General features: G+C 46.8%; 22 protein-coding genes. 19 read left to right on the top strand and 3 right to left on the bottom strand.

From position 1 onward, the window contains the following. Positions 1-17: 17 nt before the first annotated feature. A complete protein-coding gene (locus DXB91_RS02025) occupies positions 18-1,373 on the bottom strand; it encodes a chloride channel protein (RefSeq protein ID WP_330416289.1) in 1,356 nt (451 codons plus the stop codon). Between the two features lie 165 nt (positions 1,374-1,538). On the opposite strand from DXB91_RS02025, the gene spoVAD reads away from it, so the two are divergent. Continuing rightward, positions 1,539-2,564: a stage V sporulation protein AD gene (gene spoVAD, locus DXB91_RS02020; RefSeq protein ID WP_118016690.1), complete on the top strand. Its 1,026-nt coding sequence runs from the start codon at positions 1,539-1,541 to the stop codon at positions 2,562-2,564. A 6-nt stretch (positions 2,565-2,570) separates the two neighbouring features. Continuing rightward, entirely contained in the window at positions 2,571-2,927 is a 357-nt protein-coding gene (gene spoVAE, locus DXB91_RS02015; RefSeq protein WP_118016689.1) for a stage V sporulation protein AE, read from the top strand. A gap of 66 nt (positions 2,928-2,993) precedes the next feature. Here the strand turns inward: spoVAE and DXB91_RS02010 are convergent, their stop codons facing one another. After that, on the bottom strand, positions 2,994-5,717 hold the full coding sequence (locus tag DXB91_RS02010; RefSeq protein ID WP_117548727.1) for a transglycosylase domain-containing protein: 2,724 nt from the start codon (positions 5,715-5,717) through the stop codon (positions 2,994-2,996). 261 nt (positions 5,718-5,978) lie between these two features. Between DXB91_RS02010 and DXB91_RS02005 the strand changes: the two genes are divergently transcribed. From DXB91_RS02005 to thiI, 13 genes are all read left to right on the top strand, one after another. Next, positions 5,979-6,290: a hypothetical protein gene (locus tag DXB91_RS02005; RefSeq protein ID WP_015533142.1), complete on the top strand. Its 312-nt coding sequence runs from the start codon at positions 5,979-5,981 to the stop codon at positions 6,288-6,290. A 92-nt stretch (positions 6,291-6,382) separates the two neighbouring features. Beyond that, a complete protein-coding gene (gpr, locus tag DXB91_RS02000) occupies positions 6,383-7,285 on the top strand; it encodes a GPR endopeptidase (RefSeq protein ID WP_118016688.1) in 903 nt (300 codons plus the stop codon). Between the two features lie 92 nt (positions 7,286-7,377). Beyond that, the gene (locus tag DXB91_RS01995; protein ID WP_118016687.1) at positions 7,378-8,538 is read left to right on the top strand and encodes a stage II sporulation protein P; all 1,161 of its coding nucleotides are present in this window, start codon (positions 7,378-7,380) and stop codon (positions 8,536-8,538) included. A gap of 135 nt (positions 8,539-8,673) precedes the next feature. Next, the gene (gene lepA / locus DXB91_RS01990) at positions 8,674-10,488 is read left to right on the top strand and encodes a translation elongation factor 4 (protein WP_022217229.1); all 1,815 of its coding nucleotides are present in this window, start codon (positions 8,674-8,676) and stop codon (positions 10,486-10,488) included. A gap of 151 nt (positions 10,489-10,639) precedes the next feature. Then, positions 10,640-11,938, top strand: coding sequence for a radical SAM family heme chaperone HemW (gene hemW / locus DXB91_RS01985; RefSeq protein WP_118016686.1), 1,299 nt, complete (start codon positions 10,640-10,642; stop codon positions 11,936-11,938). A 153-nt stretch (positions 11,939-12,091) separates the two neighbouring features. Further along, positions 12,092-13,132, top strand: a complete 1,041-nt coding sequence (gene hrcA, locus DXB91_RS01980) for a heat-inducible transcriptional repressor HrcA (protein ID WP_118016685.1) — start codon at positions 12,092-12,094, stop codon at positions 13,130-13,132. Positions 13,133-13,169: 37 nt separating this feature from the next. Further along, on the top strand, positions 13,170-13,835 hold the full coding sequence (grpE, locus tag DXB91_RS01975; RefSeq protein WP_015533136.1) for a nucleotide exchange factor GrpE: 666 nt from the start codon (positions 13,170-13,172) through the stop codon (positions 13,833-13,835). A 72-nt stretch (positions 13,836-13,907) separates the two neighbouring features. Further along, entirely contained in the window at positions 13,908-15,755 is a 1,848-nt protein-coding gene (gene dnaK, locus DXB91_RS01970; RefSeq protein ID WP_015533135.1) for a molecular chaperone DnaK, read from the top strand. Between the two features lie 26 nt (positions 15,756-15,781). Continuing rightward, positions 15,782-16,939: a molecular chaperone DnaJ gene (gene dnaJ, locus DXB91_RS01965; RefSeq protein WP_022217232.1), complete on the top strand. Its 1,158-nt coding sequence runs from the start codon at positions 15,782-15,784 to the stop codon at positions 16,937-16,939. A gap of 11 nt (positions 16,940-16,950) precedes the next feature. Then, positions 16,951-17,913 carry a 50S ribosomal protein L11 methyltransferase gene (gene prmA, locus DXB91_RS01960; RefSeq protein WP_015533134.1) on the top strand — a complete coding sequence of 321 codons (963 nt, stop codon included), beginning with the start codon at positions 16,951-16,953 and terminating at the stop codon, positions 17,911-17,913. Between the two features lie 28 nt (positions 17,914-17,941). Continuing rightward, the gene (locus tag DXB91_RS01955; RefSeq protein WP_022217234.1) at positions 17,942-18,700 is read left to right on the top strand and encodes a 16S rRNA (uracil(1498)-N(3))-methyltransferase; all 759 of its coding nucleotides are present in this window, start codon (positions 17,942-17,944) and stop codon (positions 18,698-18,700) included. A 77-nt stretch (positions 18,701-18,777) separates the two neighbouring features. Beyond that, positions 18,778-19,923: a cysteine desulfurase family protein gene (locus DXB91_RS01950; protein ID WP_118016684.1), complete on the top strand. Its 1,146-nt coding sequence runs from the start codon at positions 18,778-18,780 to the stop codon at positions 19,921-19,923. Between the two features lie 8 nt (positions 19,924-19,931). Then, a complete protein-coding gene (gene thiI, locus DXB91_RS01945) occupies positions 19,932-21,119 on the top strand; it encodes a tRNA uracil 4-sulfurtransferase ThiI (protein ID WP_118016683.1) in 1,188 nt (395 codons plus the stop codon). Positions 21,120-21,220: 101 nt separating this feature from the next. Here thiI and DXB91_RS01940 read toward each other — a convergent pair whose 3' ends face one another. Beyond that, complete coding sequence (locus DXB91_RS01940; RefSeq protein WP_015533130.1) at positions 21,221-21,454, bottom strand: HPr family phosphocarrier protein; 234 nt, start codon at positions 21,452-21,454, stop codon at positions 21,221-21,223. A gap of 92 nt (positions 21,455-21,546) precedes the next feature. Here DXB91_RS01940 and mtaB point away from each other — a divergent pair, with 92 nt between their 5' ends. From mtaB to DXB91_RS01920, 4 genes are all read left to right on the top strand, one after another. Next, positions 21,547-22,905: a tRNA (N(6)-L-threonylcarbamoyladenosine(37)-C(2))-methylthiotransferase MtaB gene (gene mtaB, locus DXB91_RS01935; protein ID WP_118016682.1), complete on the top strand. Its 1,359-nt coding sequence runs from the start codon at positions 21,547-21,549 to the stop codon at positions 22,903-22,905. Between the two features lie 66 nt (positions 22,906-22,971). Continuing rightward, positions 22,972-23,229, top strand: a complete 258-nt coding sequence (locus tag DXB91_RS01930) for an IreB family regulatory phosphoprotein (protein WP_022217238.1) — start codon at positions 22,972-22,974, stop codon at positions 23,227-23,229. A 14-nt stretch (positions 23,230-23,243) separates the two neighbouring features. Then, positions 23,244-23,693, top strand: a complete 450-nt coding sequence (gene ruvX / locus DXB91_RS01925) for a Holliday junction resolvase RuvX (protein WP_118016681.1) — start codon at positions 23,244-23,246, stop codon at positions 23,691-23,693. 59 nt (positions 23,694-23,752) lie between these two features. After that, positions 23,753-24,031 (top strand): DUF1292 domain-containing protein, encoded by a 279-nt coding sequence (locus DXB91_RS01920; RefSeq protein WP_055223926.1) that lies wholly within the window; start codon positions 23,753-23,755, stop codon positions 24,029-24,031. The last annotated feature ends 4 nt before the right edge of the window (positions 24,032-24,035 follow it).

Below are 24,035 nucleotides of genomic sequence, written 5' to 3'. Positions count from 1 at the left end.
GAAGAGTAGCCTGCCGGCTACTCCTCAATGTCGTCTGAGTCGTCCTCCCTGATCCTTATAAGGCCTTCCAGGAATCCCGGTTCCTTGGTCTTTATCTCCTGGTTGGTGTAGAGATTGACATAGTGAGGGCGGAGCTTGGAGTAGATGATCTTCTGCTCGTTGTACAGGCTGTAATAGCCGGACAGCATGTAGCTGACGGCACATCCTATGGTGAACAGAAGTATTCCGTGCGCTCCGAACAGCTCTATGCTCAGGAACAGAGATGTAAGAGGACAGTTTACCACGCCACAGAAGAAGCACACCATTCCGAGGGCAGCGGCAAAGCCCGGGTCGAGTCCCATGAGTCCACCCATGACGCATCCAAATGTGGCACCGACGAAGAACGATGGAACGATCTCACCGCCTCGGAATCCACAGCCTATTGTTATGGCGGTGAACAGCGCCTTGAGAAGGAAAGCCGTTGGTTTTGCCTCTCCGTTGAGCGCCTGGGCGATGATGTTCATACCGGTTCCGTTGTAGTCGGTGGTGTTGAGTATTATGTTGAGCAGGACGAGCATCACGCCTCCTGCGAATACGCGCACATACTGGTTCTTGAAATATTTGCGGAAAAGCTTGTGCACAACGTTCATGAATATACAGAACAGACTGCTGAGCACTGCGCACAGGATAGCCAGACCGATGACCTTGATCACCAAAGGCACATCCACGGATGTCGGCATGCCGGCTATATTGTAGTGGTCGTGTACAACGTGAAGCTTTTTCGTTATTGCGTATGCGATGACTGACGAGAACAGACAAGGCACAAATGCGCAGTAGTAGAGGATACCGATGCTTATGACCTCCATACTGAACAGCGCGGCAGTAATTGGGGTTCCAAACAGTGCTGAGAAGACAGCGCTCATGCCGCAAAGTGTGAGTATATGCTTGTCGCTGTCGTCAAGCTTGAACAGCTTGCCTATGGACACACCGATGCTTCCACCTATCTGAAGGGCTGCACCCTCCCTTCCTGAGGAACCTCCGAAGAGATGTGTGATGACCGTCGATATAAAGATCAGTGGTGCCATACGGGAGGGAATCTCATCCTCCACGCTTCTTATGGAACCGATGACAAGGTTGGTTCCCTTGGAATGTCTTATTCCGCAGATCCTGTATATAAATACGATCACGATTCCCGCAAGCGGCAGAAAATATATTATCATATGATTGTTCTCACGGAAGCCGGTGGCGTACTCTACGCATATATGAAAGGCTGTTCCGACAAGCCCGCATATCGTTCCCATTATCAGTGAAAAAACTATCCATTTGAAAAAAGTCGTAGCATATCTGACACATCTGCTAAAACAGTTTACCCAGTATTCCTTTGTAAATTCCACGGCGATTCTCCATTCCTTTTTCTTTGTAAAGCAACTTTAGTAATGTTAAAGCAAATAAATGAATTTGTCCAGTGCTGATGTTAACAAATACTACCATTATAATCTGCGGTGCATAAGGGAATTATAGTAACAGTTACATTTATCCATATAAGGGAGTTGCATGATATGAATGAGAAAAAAGGAAAACAGAGCATAAAATTTGGCAATCCCCCATATATACTGGGGGCAGCAGCGGTGGCGGGGCCGAAGGAGATAGACGGCCCCATGGCGAGATATTTTGACAGAGTGAGTGAGGATGCAACCTTTGGCAAGGATTCCTGGGAGGAAGGCGAGAGCGAGATGGTGCGTCAGGCGGTGACCCTTGCCATACAGAAGGCGGGAATAGTCAAGCAGGATATAAGGTATATATTTGCCGGGGATCTGCTGGGACAGCTCATAGCGTCGACATTTGGAATCAAGGATATGGAGATCCCGGTGTTTGGACTGTACGGTGCGTGCTCGACGTGCGGGGAGGCACTGTCGCTTGCATCCATGACTGTGGCGGCGGGGTATGCGGACAACGTCATTGCGGAGGCGTCAAGCCACTATGGAAGTGCGGAGAAGCAGTTCCGTTTTCCCTTGGAATATGGAAATCAGCGTCCCCTGTCGGCTACCTGGACGGTTACGGGAAGTGGTGCCTTTGTGGTGTCGGACAGAGAGTCGGATGTATGTATTCATGGAGTCACCACAGGGCAGATAGTAGATTACGGAGTGAAGGATTCTCTCAATATGGGAGCGTGTATGGCACCCGCTGCGGCTGCTGTCATATATCAGAATCTTCAGGACTTTGGCATAAAGCCATCATACTATGACAGGATAATAACCGGTGATCTTGGCAAGGTAGGCAAGAAGATACTGGAGGATCTGCTGGGCATGAACAATGTGGATATATCCGCAAATCATATGGACTGCGGTATAGAGATATTTGACAATGAGGAGCAGGATACCCACTCTGGCGGTTCGGGCTGTGGCTGTTCAGCAACTGTTCTTGCCGGATATATATTGAAGAAGGTCAGCTCTGGAGAGTGGAAGAGAGTGCTGTTTGTTCCAACGGGAGCGCTGCTATCAACTGTGAGCTACAACGAGGGGCAGACCATACCCGGAATCGCCCATGCGGTCATGATAGAGCATCATGGCAGGAAAGGAGAGTAGATGTAAATGGATTATGTAAAAGCGTTTGTGGTTGGCGGAATAATATGTGTTCTTGCCCAGATATTGATGGACAAGACAAAGCTTCTTCCGGGAAGAATAATGGTCATACTTGTATGCACAGGTGTTGTACTTGGAGCGCTTGGAATATATAAGCCGCTTCTGGACTTCGCGCAGTGCGGAGCGTCGGTGCCGCTCACGGGATTTGGATATAATCTGTGGAAGGGCATAACTGAGGCGGTTGATAAGGATGGATTTATCGGACTGTTCCGCGGAGGCTTCCAGATGGCGGCGGTTGGAAGCTCGGCCGCACTGATATTTGGATATCTTGCATCGTTGATATTCAAGCCGAAGATGACAAAATAGAAATTAGAAGACAGGCAGGATATAAAAAGCCCCATCATACATTGAATTGTATGATGGGGCTTTCCGTCATTGAGTTGTATCGGTTGAATCATCCGAGCTTGGTTCCTCGGTTGTGGTTATCTCCGTTGAAGAGGTAGGTTCCTCTGACGTAGGTTCCTCAGTTGTAGGTTCCTCAGTCGTTGTAGGCTCCTCGGTTGTTGTATCTTCTGATGTATCCTCCGATGTATCTTCGGTTGTCGTGGTTGCTTTGGTAGTCTTCTTTGTATTCTTCTTCTTGCCGTGGATGTTACAATGCTCCTTCAGAAGCGATTCATCCCAGGTGTATCCCTCAAGGACATACTCACCGTTATCGTTCAGCTTGTAGATGAAGGTTGTTGTCTCAGGACATTCCTTGTTGGCAAGCATGTGTGATTCGTTACATACCACTACCTTCTTGACACCTGGACAATACTTTGTAGGTATCTTTGTCGCATCGAAGTAATCCGTAACTGTTGGACATCCGTTCGATGGAAGAAGTCCGGTATCTGAACATACAGTTGCCTGAACGATTCCGTCCGGCATCTCAAATGTAGCCGATGTGTCAAGTCCCTTCTTCTCGATGACCTGATCCATGATATCTCTCCACATATAGCACTTGATAGAACCAGGGCTGTATGTGATGTTCGCATCATTTCCAAGCCATATAGAAGCTGTGTAGTATGGGTTATAACCACAGAACCAGTTATCAAAGTCTCCTGATGTGGTACCCGTCTTACCTGCTGTATACATACCTGTGTAAGAATTGGCACCTGAACCGGTACCTCCTGTTACAACGTCGTGCATGGCACTTGTGAGAAGCCATGCTGTCTGCTCTGATATGACACGTGTCTTCTCAGGCTTCCTGTTGTCTATCAGAAGATTGCCTTCATGGTCGTAAACTTCTGAGTAGAACACAGGCTTTATATAATTACCACCGTTGGCGATGGTTGCATATGCAGCTGTGATCTCCAGGTTGGTAATACCATTTGTCAGACCACCAAGTGCAAGTGACTGGTTGATATCTGACAGGATGAGACCATCGCTGTCTGTCTTTCTCTCAACAAGAGTTGTAAATCCAAGCTTCAGCAGATAGTCATATGCGAGCTGCGGAGTTACGTCTGTGATACACTTTACAGCTATGATATTCATAGACTCCATGATAGCATATCTTATAGTTTTAGGTCCCCAGTATCCGCCGTACCAGTTAAATACCTGATTACCATTCTCATAGTAGTAAGGTGCATCATCGTATACGGTGGCAAGAGACATGTTGCACGCTTCCAGTGCAGGAAGGTATGTGGCAACTATCTTGAAGCATGAACCAGGCTGTCTGGTCGCCTCAGTTGCACGGTTGAATGATCTGTTCTCAGTTTTCTCTCCACGGCCTCCGACAAGTGCCTTGACCTGACCGGTGTTCTGGTCCATGAGAGTGAATGATACCTGTGGCTGGATGACAAGCTTGAATGTCTCCATGAAGACTTCGTCGCCGGTCTCGGCAACCATGGCATCCTTGAACTCGTCAGCCGCTGCACGGGCTTCATCCTCACTGTAATATCTTGCACTATAATCGTAGCCCTGCTGTTCAGCAAACCAGCTCTCGAGATTCTCTACACTGTAGTTTGTCTGGACCTTTGTCTCCTTGTCAGCAAGAGTGAGAGCGTAGTTGAGCTGATATACAGGCTCAGGCCAGTAATCTGCATTGTTGACAACAGAATCCGCAATCTCCTGGATCTCAGGATCCTGACATACGATGACCTTGAGTCCGCCTGACCAGATCATGGCCTCGGCTTCGTCCTCAGAGTAACCCTTGGCGACGAGATCGGACTGAAGCTGATTGATAACCTCATCAGTGTAGTAGGAGTTGACCTCTGTCTTCTGCTGCTTTTCTTCCTTCTTAGATACGGAAGCGATACGCTTGTAAACGTTATCGTTTATAGCCTCGTCATACTGGGCCTGTGTTATATACTCAAGATCCAGCATGTATTTGAGAACCTGGGCCCTTCTGGTCTTGTTGTCGTCAGGATAGACAAGAGGATCAAATTTCGTAGGGTTCTGAGGAATTGCTGCGAGCACAGCGCACTCTGAAACTGTCAGCTGACTGAGCTCCTTACCGAAGTAAGTCTGGGCTGCGGTCTCAACTCCATAACATCCCTGACCGAGATATATGGTGTTCAGGTAATACTCAACGATTGACTTCTTGTCGATCTTTTTCTCCATATCAACTGCAAGATACTGCTCTTGAACCTTACGCTCAAGCCTGTCAAGGAAAGTTGTCTCATCAAGACCAACATTGAACACGTTGTTCTTGATAAGCTGCTGTGTAAGAGTGGAAGCACCCTCATCGAAGTCTCTGCTTTTGAGACCCTTTATAAATGCTCTGGCGATACCCTGTACATCGATTCCGTTGTGCTCCCAGAAACGTCTGTCCTCTATAGCGACAAATGCATTCACAAGATCCTCAGGAATAGAGTCGTAATACACATACTCTCGGTTGGAGTTGGAATTGGCAAGTGTCGTGATCTCCTTTCCATTCTGGTATACAAGAGTTGTCTTGTATCCCTTAGGTATGAGAGCGTCAGCGTTGATGTTCGGTGTGTCATCCAGAATACCCTTGAGGGCTCCAAATCCGGCTCCGACACCGACTATCACAATGGCGAGCACCAGCACCAGTATAGTCTTAAACACAGAAATGTTAAGCTTACGCCGGTTTCTTGGAAGCTTGGATACGAGCTCCTTCTGAGCTTTCACCGCTCCCTTCTTAGTAAAATCCATAAAAAGACCTCCTTAAAACTTGGGGGATAGATCCCCGCTATTTAATTGTAAAAGTAAATTCTAAATAAGGGCAGACTACTGCCGTTAATATACACTTCAAATCAGTATATCAAATAACAGTATAATAATAAAGAAAAAAATATTGCAACAAAACAAAAATTAATAAACGTGAACGAAAAAATCAGAAAGAGTAAATTGACAACGGTATGATTCAAAAGCATAATAAATATAAAAAAGTGCAGAATAAACAGGAGAAGATATATGTTTGCATCAATAGACGAAGCGGTTGAATACTGGAAGGACGAGCTGTCATATGTGGACGACGCAAAGGTGACAGGATATGTGGGAGGATACCCGGTGGTGGAATTTACCATCAACAAAGCCGCCTGGGGACTTGTTAAGGACAAGAAGAAATTTGGAAGGATCGTAAGATCATCAGAGATGGAGGGCGGAATAGAAGTCGGTGTGTCGACATGCTTTTATCAGACGGCATCCCTGGAGTGGGAGCCACCTGTCCTCAGGGTGTGCGGATATCCTGAAGTGATCAACAGAATACTTGGCAAGGTAATGTAAGATTTACCATGGAATGCCCCGGCGGATACATAAAAATGCATCCGCCGGGGTATTTTATTATACATGTAATGGGTTATGTAAGGAGGACGCATATGAACAGGGAGATACGTACGGATCTTGCGATAGAGCTCAGAGAAAATGTAGCCGACAGGAGAAATATGCCTGGGGTAAAGGTGAAGACGGTGGTGAATGAGGACAGGAGCATCAAGACTACCACCATAAATGTGCTGGATGAGATAGGGGAGAAAAATCTTGGAAAGGCAAAGGGACAATATATAACGATAGAGTGTTCCAAGCTTAAGGAATATGAGGAGTCCATACATGAACCTCTGAGGGCGGAGCTTGAGGGCAGACTCAGGGAGCTCATGGGGCATGCGGGAAATATACTGGTGGTCGGACTTGGCAACAGGCAGGTCACCCCGGATTCCATAGGCCCGCTGGTCATAGACAATCTGTATGTGACAAGGCACCTGGACACTCCGGGAAAGCCAGATCTGGTCATGAGTGCCATATGTCCGGGAGTCATGGCACAGACCGGAATAGAGACTGTGGATATAGTCAGGGGAATATGCGATGAGATAGACGTGGAGATCGTGGTTGCAATAGACGCTCTGGCGGCCAGAAGCAGCAAGAGACTAGGATGCACCATCCAGCTCACGGATACAGGTATAAGCCCCGGCTCCGGTGTCGGCAACAACAGAAAGACACTGAGCTCAGACAACCTTGGCAGACGCGTGATCGCAGTCGGTGTTCCGACAGTCATCTCCGTTCCATCCATCATAGACGATTCGCTGGATGAGGTGGCTGATGCATTTAACGAGACCTACGGGCGCAGGATCATGAGGGAGTTCACGGAGAAGCAGAGATACCAGATAGCGTGCAATCTCCTGGACGAGGATATGGCGGATATGTTTGTGACCCCGAAAAATATAGACGAGCTAGTGCGCCGCATCAGCTTTACGATATCTGAGGCGATAAATGCCATAGCGATGTAGAGAAAAATACAGGGAATCATTTGGCACGTACACTCATATATTTGAATAATGGATAACAGAGGCCATAGCATATTCAAAAGGGGTGGAAATGTATGTCAGACAGAAAACTTCATGTGAAGACTGTGTATATACTGGCGTGGGTGATTCTGGTGTGTGCGGGTATACTGATAAGGACAGGGATAGCTGATGATGTGTGGAAGCTGGTGTACCGTGGGATATATGGCAGCTCTTCAGGAGATGCAGGCGGGAGCATATACAGCCCCGGTGCGGCTGAGCCGGATGTGTACTGTTACATGGATTATTGGGAATCCCAGGTCAGGGAGGTGTGCGAGGAGGGCAGGACATACCAGACGGAGGATGCGGATTCAGAAGGCGAGGCATCATCGCAGGCGGAGACTTCAGAGACTTCTGCGCCTGCCAGCACTGAGACCACAGAAGCTGCGCAGAGATCCGCTGATGCCAGGACTGTGTCGGCCATGGCGGATATAAAGAGCTCTTATATAGGTATGGACGCAGATACACTCCTTTCATATTGTTATAACGCCACATACCCTAAGTGCGTCAAAAAAGACGAGCTGGATGCGGAAAATCTGCTCGGCAAAGATCTGTCGCTGGATATGGACACGGGCGGATACAAAGTTCTGATATATCACACCCACGGCTCTGAGGCATTTGCGGACTCAAGACCGGGCGAGGTGGACGACACGGTGATAGGACTTGGCAACCGCCTGGCGGAGATACTCACGGATACATATGGCATACCGGTGTACCACGACACCACGGCATATGACATGATGACAGGGGTTCTTGACAGGAACGCTTCCTATGATTATTCGAGGGAAGGTGTGTCACAGATACTTAAAGACAATCCTGAGATAGAGGTCATCATAGATCTCCACAGGGATGGTGTGCCGGATGACACACATCTGGTTACAGATGTGGATGGAAAGCCCACAGCACAGATCATGCTGTTAAATGGCATGTGCCGTGACGAGGAAGGCAACGATGTGGACTATTGGAGCAATGACAACAAGGTCGACAACATGGCATTTGCACTTCAGACTTATCTGGCGGGCAGGGCAAATTACGGCGACATGATGCGCAAGATATACATAAGCACGAGCCGGTACAACATGGATCTCATGCCGCACGCCATGCTGGCTGAGATAGGCGCACAGACTAACACGGTGGAGGAGGAATACAACGCCATCGAACCATTTGCCGCAATGCTTGCAAAGGTGCTCCTGAAGTGAGGATTAAGTGGCATATTGGCACTTGCAGTTATATGCTCAGACATGTTATATTAACGTCAAATGCGAGTAAGACAAGTATAAGAATAAAAGAGCCTGCACATACAAGGCGCGGGACATAGATAAGGATGTGAAAACATGGAGCATTTAGACCAGTCAAAGATAAGAAATTTCTGTATAATAGCGCATATAGATCACGGTAAATCAACACTTGCCGACAGGATCATAGAGAAGACCGGAACTCTGACCAGCAGGGAGATGCAGAATCAGGTTCTTGACAATATGGATCTTGAGAGGGAGCGTGGAATCACCATCAAGGCACAGTGTGTCAGGATCGTGTACAATGCCAATGATGGACAGGAGTACATATTCAATCTCATAGACACTCCGGGACATGTGGATTTCAATTATGAGGTATCTCGAAGTCTGGCAGCCTGTGAGGGAGCCATACTTGTGGTTGATGCCGCACAGGGCATAGAAGCGCAGACCCTGGCGAATGTATACCTGGCGCTGGATCATGACCTTGATGTCATGCCAGTCATCAACAAGATAGACCTCCCGTCAGCAGATCCGGAGAGGGTCGTGAACGAGATCGAGGATGTAATTGGAATAGAGGCACAGGATGCCCCAAGGATATCGGCAAAGAATGGAATTAATATAGAAGAAGTGCTTGAACAGATCGTGAAGAAGGTGCCGGCACCGCACGGTGACCCTGAGGCTCCACTCAAGGCACTTATATTCGACAGTCTGTATGACTCATACAAGGGAGTTATCATATTCTGCCGATTATTTGACGGCTGCGTGAAGAAGGGAACCACCATAAGGATGATGGCCACCGGAGCTGAGGCTGAGGTGGTTGAGGTCGGAATATTTGGAGCGGGAAGATTTGTCCCATGTGATGAGCTGTCAGCCGGTATGGTTGGTTACATAACAGCCAGCCTTAAGAATGTACAGGATACCACAGTGGGAGATACAGTCACACAGGCGGACAGGCCATGTGACGAGGCACTTCCTGGATACAAGAAGGCACAGCCTATGGTATACTGCGGACTCTATCCTGCGGATGGAGCAAAGTATCCGGATCTCAGGGATGCCCTTGAGAAACTTCAGTTAAATGATGCGGCGCTCAGCTTTGAGCCGGAGACATCCATAGCACTGGGCTTTGGTTTCCGATGTGGTTTCCTTGGACTGCTTCACCTTGAGATAGTTCAGGAGCGACTGGAGAGGGAGTTCAATCTTGATCTGGTAACCACAGCGCCAGGCGTTGTATATAAGGTACATACCACAGATGGGAATGTGATAGAGCTCACCAATCCGTCGAATCTGCCGGATCCATCCACCATAGAGTACATGGAGGAGCCATTTGTCGATGCGGAGATCATGGTCACAACAGAGTATGTGGGTGCCATCATGCAGCTCTGCCAGGAGAGACGAGGCGTGTACAAGAGCATGGAGTACATGGAGGAGACAAGAGCGCTTCTCAAGTACGACCTCCCACTGAACGAGATCATATACGATTTCTTTGATGCACTTAAGTCGCGTTCAAGGGGCTATGCTTCATTTGACTATGAGATGAAGGGCTATGTCCGCTCAGAGCTTGTGAAGCTGGACATCCTTATCAATAAGGAAGAGGTCGATGCACTCTCATTTATCATACACAAGGATACAGCGTATGAAAGGGGCAGAAAGATGTGCGAGAAGCTCAAGGACGAGATCCCGAGACATCTGTTCGAGATCCCGATCCAGGCGGCCATAGGCGGCAAGGTAATAGCCCGCGAGACAGTCAAGGCCATGAGAAAGGATGTCCTTGCCAAGTGCTACGGCGGAGATATATCCAGAAAGAGAAAGCTCCTTGAAAAGCAGAAGGAAGGAAAGAAGCGAATGAGACAGGTGGGCAATGTGGAGATACCACAGAAGGCATTTATGTCTGTCCTGAAGCTTGATGAGGAATAGAAAAGACCGGGAACACAGTGACACGGTTATATCAAATAAGAAATAATAGAATCGTAGAAAAGCCGTTAATGAGAGCATTCTGACAGGAGCATTCTTAGTAGCGGCTTTTTTCATGCGGTGATGATATTTGAAATAAAAAGGAAGGATACTAATGATAGATATAATAAATACCGAAAATTCAGATCGGGATTTCGGCGATGCAAATAATGACGAAGTTTTAGAGTCATATGAGAAGAAGCCGCTCAGCATATACATACATATCCCATTCTGTGTGAAGAAATGTGCATACTGCGACTTCCTGTCATTTCCGGTGGGGGCAGCCTGCATGTCGGGATATGGAGTGTACCGTGAGAAATACATCGAAGCCCTGTGCGAGGAGCTGAAAAGCTACTCGTATTTGGCGGAGACCCACAAGGTCAGGACAATATACATAGGAGGCGGAACCCCATCCATACTGGAGCCGGACGAGATCACACTTGTAATGACGACGGTGAGGAAGCTGTTCGATGTCGCAGAGGATGCGGAGATAAGCATAGAGGTAAATCCGGGCACCCTGACCAGCCGTAAGGCAGCAGAGTATATAGCAAATGGAATAAACAGGATGAGCATAGGCCTTCAGTCCGCACAGAAAAATGAGCTGGAAGCGCTGGGCAGGATACACAATTATGACCAGTTCCTCGCCGCATTTGACATGGCTAGGGAGGCCGGATTTCGCAATATAAATATAGACCTGATGTCAGACATACCGGGACAGACCATGAGGTCATATCTGGACACCCTTGACAAGGTATTAAGGTGTAAGCCGGAGCACATATCGTCCTACAGCCTCATAGTGGAGGACGGAACTCCTCTGGCAGCAGATGAGAACCTGCTGTCACAGATCCCGGATGAGGACGTGGACAGGCAGATGTACGACATAACAAATAAGCTCTTAGGCACCGGCGGCTACCACAGATACGAGATATCCAATTACGCCAAAGCTGGCTACGAGTGCAGACATAACATAGTCTACTGGACCCTCGGGGAATACATAGGAATCGGAATCGGAGCAGCGTCCTTCCTGTACGGCAGACGCTACACCAACACATCCAGTCTGGAAGACTACATAGACGGCATGGCAAGACACAGGGAGCTCATGACATTCGGAGATCCCGTCGCAAATTTGGGTAAGGCAAGAGATATAATAGAACACATGCGCAATGTGGAAGAAGAACTTGACGCAGACAGGCTGATGGAGGAATATATGTTCCTCGGCCTGCGTATGATATCCGGTGTGAGTGCAGAAAAATTCAACGACTACTTTGGACACTCCATCTACGACATATACGGCCCCGTCATAGATAAATACAAGTCCACCGGCCACCTCGAAGATGACCACGGCCTGATCCGCCTCACAAAAAAAGGCATCGACGTAAGCAACACGATTCTGGCGGACTTCTTAATAGAATAATACTGGCACGACCGTCCTTCAAAACATAAAAAAAACACAAAAACATTCGTTATTTTGTTGACAAAAGGGGGCGGCAGTGTTAGATTATGTTTAGTGGTTAGCACTCGAATATGTTGAGTGCTAATAAGACTAAAAGCAAAAAGGAATGAGAGTATGGAACTTGACGAGAGAAAAGTCAGAATTCTAAAAGCGATCGTTTCGAATTACCTGGAGACTGGAGAGCCCGTTGGATCGAGAACCATTTCCAAGCTGGCCGACATGAATGTCAGCCCGGCTACCATAAGAAATGAGATGTCAGATCTTGAGGATATGGGTTATATATGCCAGCCACATGCATCGGCAGGAAGAGTTCCAACAGATGCAGGTTACAGGTTTTATGTTGACAGCATCATGGCAGACAGGGATGAAGAGAAAGCAGAGGATCAGACAGAGCGAGAGAATCTGCTGAATAGAGTTGATAAGCTCGAGAAGCTTCTCAAGCAGGTGGCAAAGGTGCTTGCGACTAACACTCAGTACGCAACACTGGTTACGATGCCACAGTACAACAACACAGTAAAGTTCATCCAGTTGTCACAGGTTGATGAGACCACATTGCTGGCGGTCATCATGGTTGATGGCAATATAGTCAAGAATAAGCTGATCAAGACGACGTACAGCCTGAAGAATGAAGATATTTTAAAATTTAATATTCTGCTAAATACCTTCCTTCAGGGCGCGGCACTTCAGGATATCAATCTTGAACTTATACAGACCATGAAGGTTCAGGCAGGTGAATATGCAGAGATCCTTGAGACGATATTCCAGGGAATCATGGAGGCGATCCATGAGGCCGATGATCTCAAGGTTTATACCAGTGGAGCAACGAATGTACTCAAGTACCCTGAGCTGGCGAACACGTCATCCGCAGAGAAGCTGCTCGGAACACTGGAAGACATAGAGGACAAAGAAGAATTTGCAAAACATGTGGAGGATGTGATCCAGCAGGACAGCGACATACAGATCCTGATAGGACAGGAGAACAGCGATGAAAACCTGAAGGACTGCTCCCTTGTAACAGCAACATACAAGATGCCGGAGGGCGCAAAAGGAACGATAGGAATAATCGGACCGAAGAGGATGGATTACAAGAAAGTTGTGAGCATGCTCAAGGAACTCACCGGAGAGCTTGATGACATATTTAACAACAATGGATAGACAGATAAGATTATAACGATGAATAGGAGGATATGTAATGGCTGATAGCAATAACAGTACTGCATCCGACAAGAAGGTTAAGACAGAGCAGACAGCAGCCGAGACCATAGTTGGAGATGCTTCAGCAGAGATAAAGGATGGCGTTGAGTCAGAAGTCAAGGTCGATGAGACCGTTGACGTTCCGGAGGAGCAGGCAGAGGCTGCAAAGCCACAGCATGTTGCAAAGGAGAACAGACGTGGAGGCAAGGCTCTCCGTGAGGAGAACGAGAAGCTCAAGGAACGCTGCAAGGATGCAGAGACAAAGTACACAAGACTTCTTGCGGAGTGTGAGAACATCCGCCAGAGAAATGAAAAAGAGTCAGGCAAATTGTACGACATAGGTGCAAAGGGAGTTCTTGAGAAGCTCCTTCCTGTGGTAGACAATTTTGAGAGAGCAATGGCAGCCATTCCTGATGAGGATAAGGACAGACCATTCGAGTCGGGAGTTGCAAATATATATAAGCAGCTTATGACGTCATTGGAAAGCATAGGTGTAAAGCCTATGGATTGCGCCGGGGAACAGTTTGATCCTACATTCCACAATGCAGTGATGCATGTAGAGGATGACAACTACGAAGAGAATGTAATCGTTGAAGAGATGCAGAAGGGTTACATGTACAAGGATCAGGTGCTCAGATTTAGCATGGTAAAGGTAGCAAATTAAACTTCATAAGAAGGACCCACGGAGTGGGAGATTTCTTAATATTGTAAATTTTTTTTCTAGGAGGAAAAGACAATGGGTAAGATTATAGGTATTGACTTAGGTACAACAAATTCATGTGTAGCAGTTATGGAAGGTGGTAAGCCTGTAGTTATAGCTAACTCAGAGGGTATGAGAACAACACCTTCAGTAGTAGGTTTCCTGAAGACAGGAGAGAGAGTAGTAGGTGAGCCTGCAAAGCGTCAGGCAGTTACAAACGCAGATAAGACAATTTCATCTATCAAGCGTCACATGGGATCAGATTACAGAGTAGAGATAGATGGCAAGAAGTATTCACCACAGGAGATTTCAGCAATGATCCTTCAGAAGCTGAAGTCAGATGCAGAGGGATACTTAGGAGAGAAGGTTACAGAGGCAGTTATCACAGTTCCTGCTTACTTCTCAGATGGACAGAGACAGGCAACAAAGGATGCCGGTAAGATCGCAGGTCTTGATGTAAAGCGTATCATCAACGAGCCTACAGCAGCAGCTCTTTCATATGGTCTTGACAACGAGCAGGAGCAGAGAATCATGGTTTACGATTTAGGTGGTGGTACATTCGATGTATCTATCATTGAGATCGGTGAGGGTGTCATCGAGGTTCTTGCAACAGCCGGCGATAACAAGCTCGGTGGTGATGACTTCGATAACGCAATTACACAGTATATGCTTGATGAATTCAAGAAGGCAGAGGGCATCGACCTTTCAGGCGATAAGATGGCTATGCAGAGATTAAAGGAAGCAGCAGAGAAGGCAAAGAAGGAGCTGTCATCAGCTACAACAACCAACATCAACCTTCCTTTCATCACAGCAAACCAGGATGGACCAAAGCATTTCGATATGAACCTTACAAGAGCTAAGTTCGATGAGCTTACAGCAGATCTTGTAGACAGAACAAAGGGCCCTGTTAACACAGCACTTGCTGATGCAGGACTTACAGCAGCAGACCTTGACAAGGTACTTCTTGTCGGTGGTTCAACCCGTATCATAGCAGTACAGGAAGAGGTTAAGAGACTTACAGGTAAGGAGCCATTCAAGGGAATCAACCCTGATGAGTGTGTTGCTATCGGTGCTTGTATCCAGGGTGGTAAGCTTGCCGGAGATGCCGGTGCAGGCGAGATCCTTCTTCTGGATGTTACACCACTTACACTTTCAATCGAGACAATGGGTGGTATAGCTACTCACCTTATCGAGAGAAATACAACAATCCCTACAAAGAAGAGCCAGATCTTCTCAACAGCACAGGATAATCAGGATGCCGTTGATATCAACGTAGTACAGGGTGAGAGACAGTTCGCAAAGGACAACAAGAGTCTTGGCAGATTCAGACTTGATGGTATCGCTCCAGCAAGACGTGGAGTTCCACAGATCGAGGTTACATTCGATATCGATGCAAATGGTATCGTAAATGTATCAGCAAAGGATCTCGGAACAGGAAGAGAGCAGCACATTACTATCACATCAGGAACATCACTTTCAGATGATGATATCGATAGAGCAGTTAAGGAAGCAGCAGAGTACGAGGCTCAGGATAAGAAGCGTAAGGAAGGCATCGAGGCAAGAAATGAGGCAGATGCACTTGCATTCCAGACAGAGAAGGCACTCGGCGAGGTAGGAGATAAGCTTTCAGATTCTGACAAGGCTGGCGTAAAGGCAGATCTTGACTCCTTAAGAGCAGCAATAGACAGCACAGATGCAGAGAATATGAGCGATGCAGATGTAGATAAGATCAAGGCTGCAAAGGATAAGCTGATGGAGAGCGCACAGAACCTGTTCTCAAAGCTCTATGAGCAGAACGGTCCTGGAGCAAACGCAGGAACAGGTGCAGGCACACCTGATTACTCAGATGGCGATGTTGTAGATGGAGATTTCACAGAGGTTTAATATATAGAGGATGAAAGGTAAAGGCTATGGCAGAGACAAAGACCGATTATTATGAAGTCCTTGGTGTAACCAAGGGAGCCTCTGAAGCCGAGATCAAAAGGGCATACCGAGTGGTAGCAAAAAAATACCACCCGGATATGAACCCTGGTGATGAAGAGGCTGCAGAGAAATTCAAAGAAGCAGCTGAAGCTTATTCAGTCCTCAGTGACCCTGAGAAACGTGCAAAGTATGATCAGTTTGGCCATGCAGCATTCGACCAGAACGGCGGCGGTGCCGACGGATTTGGTGGATTTGACTTCGCAGACATGGGAGATATCTTTGGAGATATATTCGGAGATATGTTCGGTGGCGCAAGCCGTCAGAGAAATACAAATGGCCCTATGAAGGGCGCAAACATCAAGACCACCATCAGAGTAGCCTTTGAGGAGGCTATATTCGGAACCCAGAAGGAGCTTGAGCTCCCACTGAAGGATGAGTGTGATGTATGTAAGGGAACCGGTTCACAGCCGGGACACCAGCCGGAGGTCTGCGGCAAGTGCGGCGGTAAGGGCCAGATAGTGACAACACAGCAGTCACTTTTTGGAGTTGTACGTAATGTTCAGACATGTCCTGATTGTAGTGGATCTGGTAAGATCATCAGATACAAGTGCAGCAACTGTGCAGGAACAGGATATGTAAAGAGCAGAAAGAAGATACAGATAGCTATTCCACCAGGAGTAGACAATGGTACTAACATCCGAATCAAAGGAAAGGGTGAGCCTGGTATCAACGGTGGTGAGAGAGGAGATCTTACAGTTACCATACTTGTTGATCGTCATCCAAACTTCCAGAGACAGGAGTACAATCTGTATTCATCAGAGCCTATCACATTTACACAGGCAGCACTTGGTGGAGTTATCAAGATCAACACCATCGAAGGAGAGGTTGATTACACCATACCACCAGGAACACAGACAGATACACGTATAAAGCTGAAGGGCAAAGGAGTACCTAACCTCAAGAACCCAACTCAGCGAGGCGATCACTATGTAACACTTGTTGTACAGGTGCCGGAGAAGCTCACAGAGGAGCAGAAGAAGATCCTAAACCAGTATGAGCAGGCAACACTTGTAGAGACAAGACCTGCAACAGATTCAGCAGGACCATTTACATTTGGCGATCACAAGAGAAGAAAGAAAAAGTAGGTATAAAATATATGAAATGGACGAAGCTCACAATAGATACAACATGTGAAGCTGAAGACCTCATAAGCGCCTTCCTCGAAGAGGAAGGCGTTTTGGGTGTTCAGATAGAAGATAATATTCCCCTCACTGAGGAGGAGATGGAGACGATGTTTGTCGATCTCCTGCCGGATGATATGCCGGAAAATGATGGAACTGCAAAGGTGTCCTGTTTCCTTGACGATACATTTGACGTGCAGGAGATAAAGGATAAGGTGGCTGCAGAGATCAGGAGACTGTCAGAGTTTCTTCCTGTCGGAACAGGCGAGATAACCGAGAGTGAGACGAAGGAAGAGGACTGGAGAGACAACTGGAAGGCCTACTTCAAGCCATTCAGACTGTATGACAATATCATCATCAAGCCAACCTGGGAGGAAGTGCCGGAGGATGCAACGGACGAGGATATAGTTATTGAGATAGATCCCGGAACAGCATTTGGAACAGGTTCCCATGAGACGACGAGACTGTGCATAGGCCAGCTCAAGAAGTACATGAAGGATGGAGATGAGATACTCGATGCCGGAAGCGGAAGCGGTATCCTGTCATTTGTTTGCAATAAGCTAGGTGCAAAGCATGTTCTCGGTATAGACATAGATCCGATCGCTGTTGATGTGGCGGGAGAGAACAGAGATGTGAACCATATTCCTGCCGAGGCTGTGGAATTCAAGTGCGGAAATGTCCTTGAGGACCAGAAACTGGTAGAGTCAATAGGCGCAAATTATGATATAGTAGTTGCAAATATCCTTGCAGACGTTATAATTCCAATGTCGGCTGTAGTTCAGAAGTTTATGAAGGATGATGGTATTTTTATATCATCGGGCATTATAAACATAAAAGAGGATGAGGTCAGACAGGCTCTTCTTGACAATAACTTCGATATCGTAGATACTGTCTACATGAATGACTGGGTAAGCTTTGTCGCAAAAAAGCATGTATGAACCAGCGTGTGAGAGGAAATAATCAAATATGAACAGATTCTTTGTAGACGTAGATGGCAGAGATATAGGAACAGATATAAGCATAACAGGCGGAGACGTTAACCATATAAAGAACGTTCTCCGCCTTAAAGTGGGTCATGAGATAACTGTCAGTAACGGCAGAGGAAGAGATTATACGTGCAGTATATCGGAGCTTGGCAGAGACGAGGTTCTGTGCCGCGTCGAGGATGTGAATGATAACTTTGCAGAGCTTCCGGTGGAGGTTACCCTGTTTCAGGGATATCCAAAGTCGGATAAGATGGATCTTATAGTACAGAAGATGGTGGAGCTCGGTGTTTGCCGGATAGTTCCGGTATTCACTGCGCGCACCATAGTGAAGCTTGATGCGAAGAAGGCTGCAAAGAAGACCGAGAGATGCCGGATCATAGCGGAAGCTGCTGCAAAACAGTCCGGAAGGGGAATCGTCCCTGAGATCACGGAGCCGGTAACATTTGCACAGGCGATAGAGATGGCGAAGACTCTTGATATGAATATAATTCCATATGAGGAGGCGGAGGGACTTGCAAAGTCCAGACAGATCATCGCTGATGTGACAGCACCGTCCTCTGCCCGCAGAAGTCTGGGGGTATTCATAGGCCCGGAGGGTGGCTTTGCCAGGGAAGAAGTGGAACAGGCAATGGCGGCCGGGGCGGAATGTATAACTCTTGGACACAGGATACTGCGCACTGAGACGGCCGGACTGGCGGTTATGTCGATCATCATGTTCAGTGCCGACAGGGACAATTAGAACAATATTGTAGAGATTAGTGAAAGAAAGAAGCTTGAAGCCGGACGTATATCGGTTTCGGAATGGTGGAAGACAACATGGAAGCATATTTTGACAATTCAGCGACCACCCCGGTTTATCCAGAGGTGAGAGATCTTGTGGTAAAGTTAATGGAACAGGACTATGGCAATCCGTCATCACTGCACCAGAAGGGTGTGGATGCGGCCAGATACGTGAGCGATGCCAGGGATAAGATAGCCAGGCTGCTCAAGGTTCAGGCGAAGGAGATCGTGTTCACATCGGGAGGAACAGAATCCAACAACATGGCTCTGATAGGAGGCGCACTTGCCAACAGGAGAGCGGGCAACAAGATCATAACAACAGCAGTTGAGCATGCCTCAGTCGGCAGTCCGCTGACATTCCTTGAGGATATGGGCTTTGATGTTGTCAGGATCCCGACCGGAAGTGATGGCGTGGTAGATGTTGACCGGTTGGTAGATGAGGTAGATGACGATACGATCATAGTGTCAGTCATGTACGTCAACAATGAGATAGGTGCTGTCATGCCGGTGGAGGATATTGCCAGACGCATAAAGGAGAAGAATCCGAATGTACTCTTCCATGTGGATGCCATACAGGCATTTGGCAAATATGTGATATACCCGAAGCGTATGGGAATAGACATGATGTCCATAAGCAGCCATAAATTCCACGGACCAAAGGGCGTTGGAGCACTGTTCATAAAGGACAGAGTCAAGGTCAAGCCTGTGATATACGGTGGAGGCCAGCAGGGCGGAATGCGGTCAGGAACAGAGAATGTACCGGGAATAGCCGGAATGGCACTGGCTGCCGAGATGACCTACAGAGATCTCGATGCAAATGTAGCGCACATGAGAGAACTCAAGGAACATCTTATAGATGAACTCACACAGATAGACGATGTGTACAGTAATTCCGGGGATGCGCCCCATATAGCCAGCATAACCTTCAAGGGAGTGCGAAGTGAGGTCATGCTTCATGCTCTGGAAGAGAAGGGCATATATGTCTCATCCGGTTCAGCATGTTCGTCGAATAAACATTCCACAAGCAGCACGCTGAAGGCCATAGGTCTGTCACCTGAGAAGCTTGAGTCCACACTGAGATTCAGTTTTTCACCGGAGAATACAATGGAACAGATAGATTATGCAGTCGAGTGCTGCAAGGAACTTTTACCGATACTCAGAAGATATGTGAGGAAGAAATAGGAGGAAATATGCAGTACAAGGCATTTATGATAAAGTATGCCGAGATAGGCACAAAGGGAAAGAACAGATATATATTTGAAGATATACTCTGCAAGAACATCAACAGAAAGCTGAAGCCTTACGGAGATTTCTATATCCGCAAGGAGCAGGGAAGAATATTCGTTGAGTGCAAGTCGGATTACGACTATGAGGATGTGGTAAATGCCCTTGGAAAGGTATTTGGTATCGTTGGAATATGTCCTGTTGTGGTTGAGGAGAACACAGAGTTTGAGAACCTCAAGCAGAAGGTAATAGATTATGTTGAAAAGGCATACGACAGAAAGAACTTCACATTCAAGGTGTTCACCAGAAGAAATGACAAGACATATCCTATGACTTCAATGGATGTAAGCGCCGAGCTTGGACATTTCCTCCTTGAGGCGTTCCCTGATCTTGCAGTGGATGTGCACTCACCTCAGGAGATAATCAATGTGGAGATCAGAAAGGTAGCGTATATCTATTCGATCACAATACCTGGCCCGGGAGGACTGCCGGTTGGAACGAACGGCAGAGGAATGGCACTTCTGTCAGGCGGTATAGACAGCCCTGTTGCGGCATATATGATAGCCAAGAGAGGAGTTGTTGTGGAGGCGGTATACTTCCATGCACCTCCGTTCACAAGCGAGAGAGCAAAGCAGAAGGTTATAGATCTGGCATGTCTTGTGGCCGACTACTCAGGAGCCATCAGACTCCATGTTGTCAACTTTGCCGATGTACAGATGGCAATATACGACAACTGTCCTCATGAGGAGCTCACGATCATCATGAAGAGATACATGATCAAGATAGCGGAGGAGCTGGCTGAGAAGAATGACTGTCAGTGTACGATAACAGGAGAGAGCATAGGCCAGGTTTCAAGCCAGACTGTGTTCAGCCTGAACGTTATCAACCAGGTCAGCACCATGCCGGTGTTCAGACCATGTATAGGTATGGATAAGCAGGAGATAGTAGACATATCAGAGAAAATCGGAACATACGAGACATCTATACTGCCATACGAGGATTGCTGTACGACATTTGTTGCAAAGCATCCGGTTACACATCCGGTTCTCTCTGCGATAGAGAAGTCGGAGGCAAAGCTCACAGGAATCATCGAGCCATTGTACCGCAAGGCTGTAGATACGGCAGAGGTCGTTATGTGTCGCGCAAAGCAGTAATACAATATAAAACAGTGATAAAAGACAACAAAAAAGAGATGCTTCATAATAAGCATCTCTTTGATTATCAGATCCATATAACATACGGGGCAGAATAATGATTATTCTGCAAGGTATGGCTTCAGAGTAGCCATAATCTCATCGATACCGCTCTCTGCATGAATGTTAAGTTCGATAGGCTTTGAGATATCAAGACTGAAAATACCCATGATTGACTTTGCATCAATTACGTAACGTCCTGATACGAGGTCGAATTCTGCATCAAATTTCGCAATGTCATTGCAAAAGCTCTTGACCTTATCGATTGAGTTTAAAGAAATCTTAACTGCTGTCATAAATAGTCCTCCTAACCCTTGTAAGTTTTTTATGTACTGTCATTATTATATTTTTATAGAATACAAAAGTCAATATAAGGAGTGTAAAATACATGCTAAAAGGAATGTCTGTGGCTGCCACAACACTTGGCTGCAAAGTCAATCAGGCGGAGACTGACAGCATGCTCGACATGCTGAAGGCTGCCGGTGCAAATATAGTGGAATTTGACGAAAAAGCAGATATATATATAGTAAATACCTGTTCTGTGACCAATATTGCGGACAAAAAATCAAGGCAGATGCTTCACAGAGCCAGAAAGATGAATCCTGATGGAATAGTGATAGCCGCAGGATGCTATGTGCAGTCAGCCAGAGAGATTCTCGAGCAGGATGAAGCTATAGATATAGTAATAAGCAACAATAAGAAGAAAAGTATCACAGAAATAGTTAATGATTATATTAATGTGAGAAACAATGGAAAAAATGCCCCGGGTAAAGATCATGAAGCCATGGAATACTTCGTGGATATATCCAGAGAGACTGAGTACGAGGAGATGGGCGGCCATGTCCCTGTGGGACACACAAGGGCATATGTCAAGATCCAGGACGGCTGCAATCAGTTCTGCTCATACTGTATAATCCCGTATGTAAGAGGAAGGATAAGAAGCAGAAGCCAGGAGACGATCCTTGCAGAAGTATCAGAGCTTGCGGAGGCAGGAATAAAAGAAGTTGTGCTTACCGGTATACACATATCGTCATATGGCAAAGATAAGAATAATGAGGGAGCACTTATAGAGCTTATAGAGGCTATCTCAAAAATCAAAGGAATCAAGAGAATAAGGCTTGGTTCACTTGAGCCGGGGATAATAACAGAGGAGTTTGTGGAGAGGATTTCATCCAATTCGAAAGTATGTCCACACTTCCATCTGAGCCTGCAGAGCGGCTGTGATTCAGTGCTCAAGAGAATGAACAGAAAGTACACTTGCAAGCAATACTTTGAAAAATGTGACATGCTGAGAAAGGCGTATAAGTCCCCTGCGCTCACCACGGATGTGATAGTGGGCTTCCCGGGAGAGACTGAGGAAGAATTTGCAGAGACTGTCAGATATCTGACGGAGCTCAATCTGTATGAGATGCATATATTCAAGTATTCTCCGAGAAAGGGAACAGTCGCTGCCGCTATGAAAGAGCAGGTTGCTCCTAAGATAAAGAATGAGCGAAGCGATGTGCTGCTTAAGCTTGCCCATGACAACAAGACCGCATATGAAGCCCAGTTTGAGGGTTGTGAGCTTGAAGTCCTGGTGGAAGAGGTTGTAAAGAAGGACAATAAGACATATCTCAGAGGACATACGGAGAGATACATGGATATACTCATAGATGTGGGCGACATATCCATGCCGGAGAGTTTTGTGAACAGCTTTGTGTATGTGACATATACCCAAAATGGGGGAAACCTTCCTTTACTTTTGTAGTTTTTTATATTAGAATAGGAATGTTAATTGGCTCATGAGATAATAACAAGATGAGGACGTGATTTGATGAATAACGAAAGTACACAGAATATTGTTCCAATCAAGGACGCGACAGTGGACGTACGCGAGATAATTGGAGAAGTATACGATGCACTTACCGAGAAAGGATATAATCCGGTAAGCCAGGTTGTTGGGTACATAATGAGCGGTGACCCGACATATATCACAAGCTACAAGAATGCGCGAAGCCTGATCATGAAGGTGGAGAGAGACGAGATCATTGAGGTTTTACTTGAGGACTACATCAAGAATAACCTCGTGTAAAGGAAAAGAATAGTATGAGAATATTGGGACTTGACTATGGAACCAAGACGGTGGGAGTTGCCGTGAGCGATCCGCTCAAGATGACTGCCCAGCCGCTGGAGACGATAGAGAGAAAGTCGGCGAACAAGCTGAGACAGACACTTGCCCGCATAGAGGCCATACTTGAAGAGTATGGAGCGGCAGGAGAGCGCGACCGCATAGAGCTGATGGTGCTTGGCTACCCGAAGAACATGAACAATTCAGAGGGAGACAGATGCGAGGCCACCCAGGCATTCAAGGAGGATCTTGAGCGCAGAACAGGACTTGAGGTTGTTCTGTGGGATGAGCGCCTTACCACTGTGGAGGCAGAGCGGATCCTTATGGACAGCGGAGTGAGAAGAGAGAACAGGAAGACGTACATAGACAAGATGGCGGCTGCGGTCATACTGCAGAACTATCTTGATGCGAAGTGCAGCAGTCTGTGATAGACACAGACCTTCTGCCTTTGTTTTGTGTACGCCTGAAGAAGTATTAAGAGGTTTATATGGCAGAGAACAGGAAGACGGACAACAGTATCATATTTGAAGCAGAAGATGGAACAGAAGTGGAATTCTCGGTTGTGGAGCAGACCACACTTGGCGGCGTGAATTATCTGTTCGTTATAGACAAGGCGGATGATGAATCATTCCTTATCCTTCGCGAGAACAACGGAGCTGATACGGAAGAGATGGCAGCATACGATATTGTGGAAGATGAAAATGAATTAGAGGCGGTCATCAGGATATTTGACGAACTGCTTGAGGACGTAAATTTGGAGGTATAAGAAA

The organism is Coprococcus sp. OM06-34AC, assembly GCF_003462545.1.
Classification (GTDB): Bacteria; Bacillota; Clostridia; order Lachnospirales; family Lachnospiraceae; genus Coprococcus; species Coprococcus aceti.
Note: the sequence above shows the minus strand (reverse complement) of the source record. Positions and strands in the feature narration are given on the sequence as shown.

Bases quoted from the DNA above. Each gene is read 5' to 3' on its own strand.
- spoVAD (WP_118016690.1), top strand. From the start codon at position 1,539: ATGAATGAGAAAAAAGGAAAACAGAGCATAAAATTTGGCAATCCCCCA.
- spoVAE (WP_118016689.1), top strand. From the start codon at position 2,571: ATGGATTATGTAAAAGCGTTTGTGGTTGGCGGAATAATATGTGTTCTT.
- DXB91_RS02010 (WP_117548727.1), bottom strand. From the start codon at position 5,717: ATGGATTTTACTAAGAAGGGAGCGGTGAAAGCTCAGAAGGAGCTCGTA.
- DXB91_RS02005 (WP_015533142.1), top strand. From the start codon at position 5,979: ATGTTTGCATCAATAGACGAAGCGGTTGAATACTGGAAGGACGAGCTG.
- gpr (WP_118016688.1), top strand. From the start codon at position 6,383: ATGAACAGGGAGATACGTACGGATCTTGCGATAGAGCTCAGAGAAAAT.
- DXB91_RS01995 (WP_118016687.1), top strand. From the start codon at position 7,378: ATGTCAGACAGAAAACTTCATGTGAAGACTGTGTATATACTGGCGTGG.
- lepA (WP_022217229.1), top strand. From the start codon at position 8,674: ATGGAGCATTTAGACCAGTCAAAGATAAGAAATTTCTGTATAATAGCG.
- hemW (WP_118016686.1), top strand. From the start codon at position 10,640: ATGATAGATATAATAAATACCGAAAATTCAGATCGGGATTTCGGCGAT.
- hrcA (WP_118016685.1), top strand. From the start codon at position 12,092: ATGGAACTTGACGAGAGAAAAGTCAGAATTCTAAAAGCGATCGTTTCG.
- grpE (WP_015533136.1), top strand. From the start codon at position 13,170: ATGGCTGATAGCAATAACAGTACTGCATCCGACAAGAAGGTTAAGACA.
- dnaK (WP_015533135.1), top strand. From the start codon at position 13,908: ATGGGTAAGATTATAGGTATTGACTTAGGTACAACAAATTCATGTGTA.
- dnaJ (WP_022217232.1), top strand. From the start codon at position 15,782: ATGGCAGAGACAAAGACCGATTATTATGAAGTCCTTGGTGTAACCAAG.
- prmA (WP_015533134.1), top strand. From the start codon at position 16,951: ATGAAATGGACGAAGCTCACAATAGATACAACATGTGAAGCTGAAGAC.
- DXB91_RS01955 (WP_022217234.1), top strand. From the start codon at position 17,942: ATGAACAGATTCTTTGTAGACGTAGATGGCAGAGATATAGGAACAGAT.
- DXB91_RS01950 (WP_118016684.1), top strand. From the start codon at position 18,778: ATGGAAGCATATTTTGACAATTCAGCGACCACCCCGGTTTATCCAGAG.
- thiI (WP_118016683.1), top strand. From the start codon at position 19,932: ATGCAGTACAAGGCATTTATGATAAAGTATGCCGAGATAGGCACAAAG.
- DXB91_RS01940 (WP_015533130.1), bottom strand. From the start codon at position 21,454: ATGACAGCAGTTAAGATTTCTTTAAACTCAATCGATAAGGTCAAGAGC.
- mtaB (WP_118016682.1), top strand. From the start codon at position 21,547: ATGCTAAAAGGAATGTCTGTGGCTGCCACAACACTTGGCTGCAAAGTC.
- DXB91_RS01930 (WP_022217238.1), top strand. From the start codon at position 22,972: ATGAATAACGAAAGTACACAGAATATTGTTCCAATCAAGGACGCGACA.
- ruvX (WP_118016681.1), top strand. From the start codon at position 23,244: ATGAGAATATTGGGACTTGACTATGGAACCAAGACGGTGGGAGTTGCC.
- DXB91_RS01920 (WP_055223926.1), top strand. From the start codon at position 23,753: ATGGCAGAGAACAGGAAGACGGACAACAGTATCATATTTGAAGCAGAA.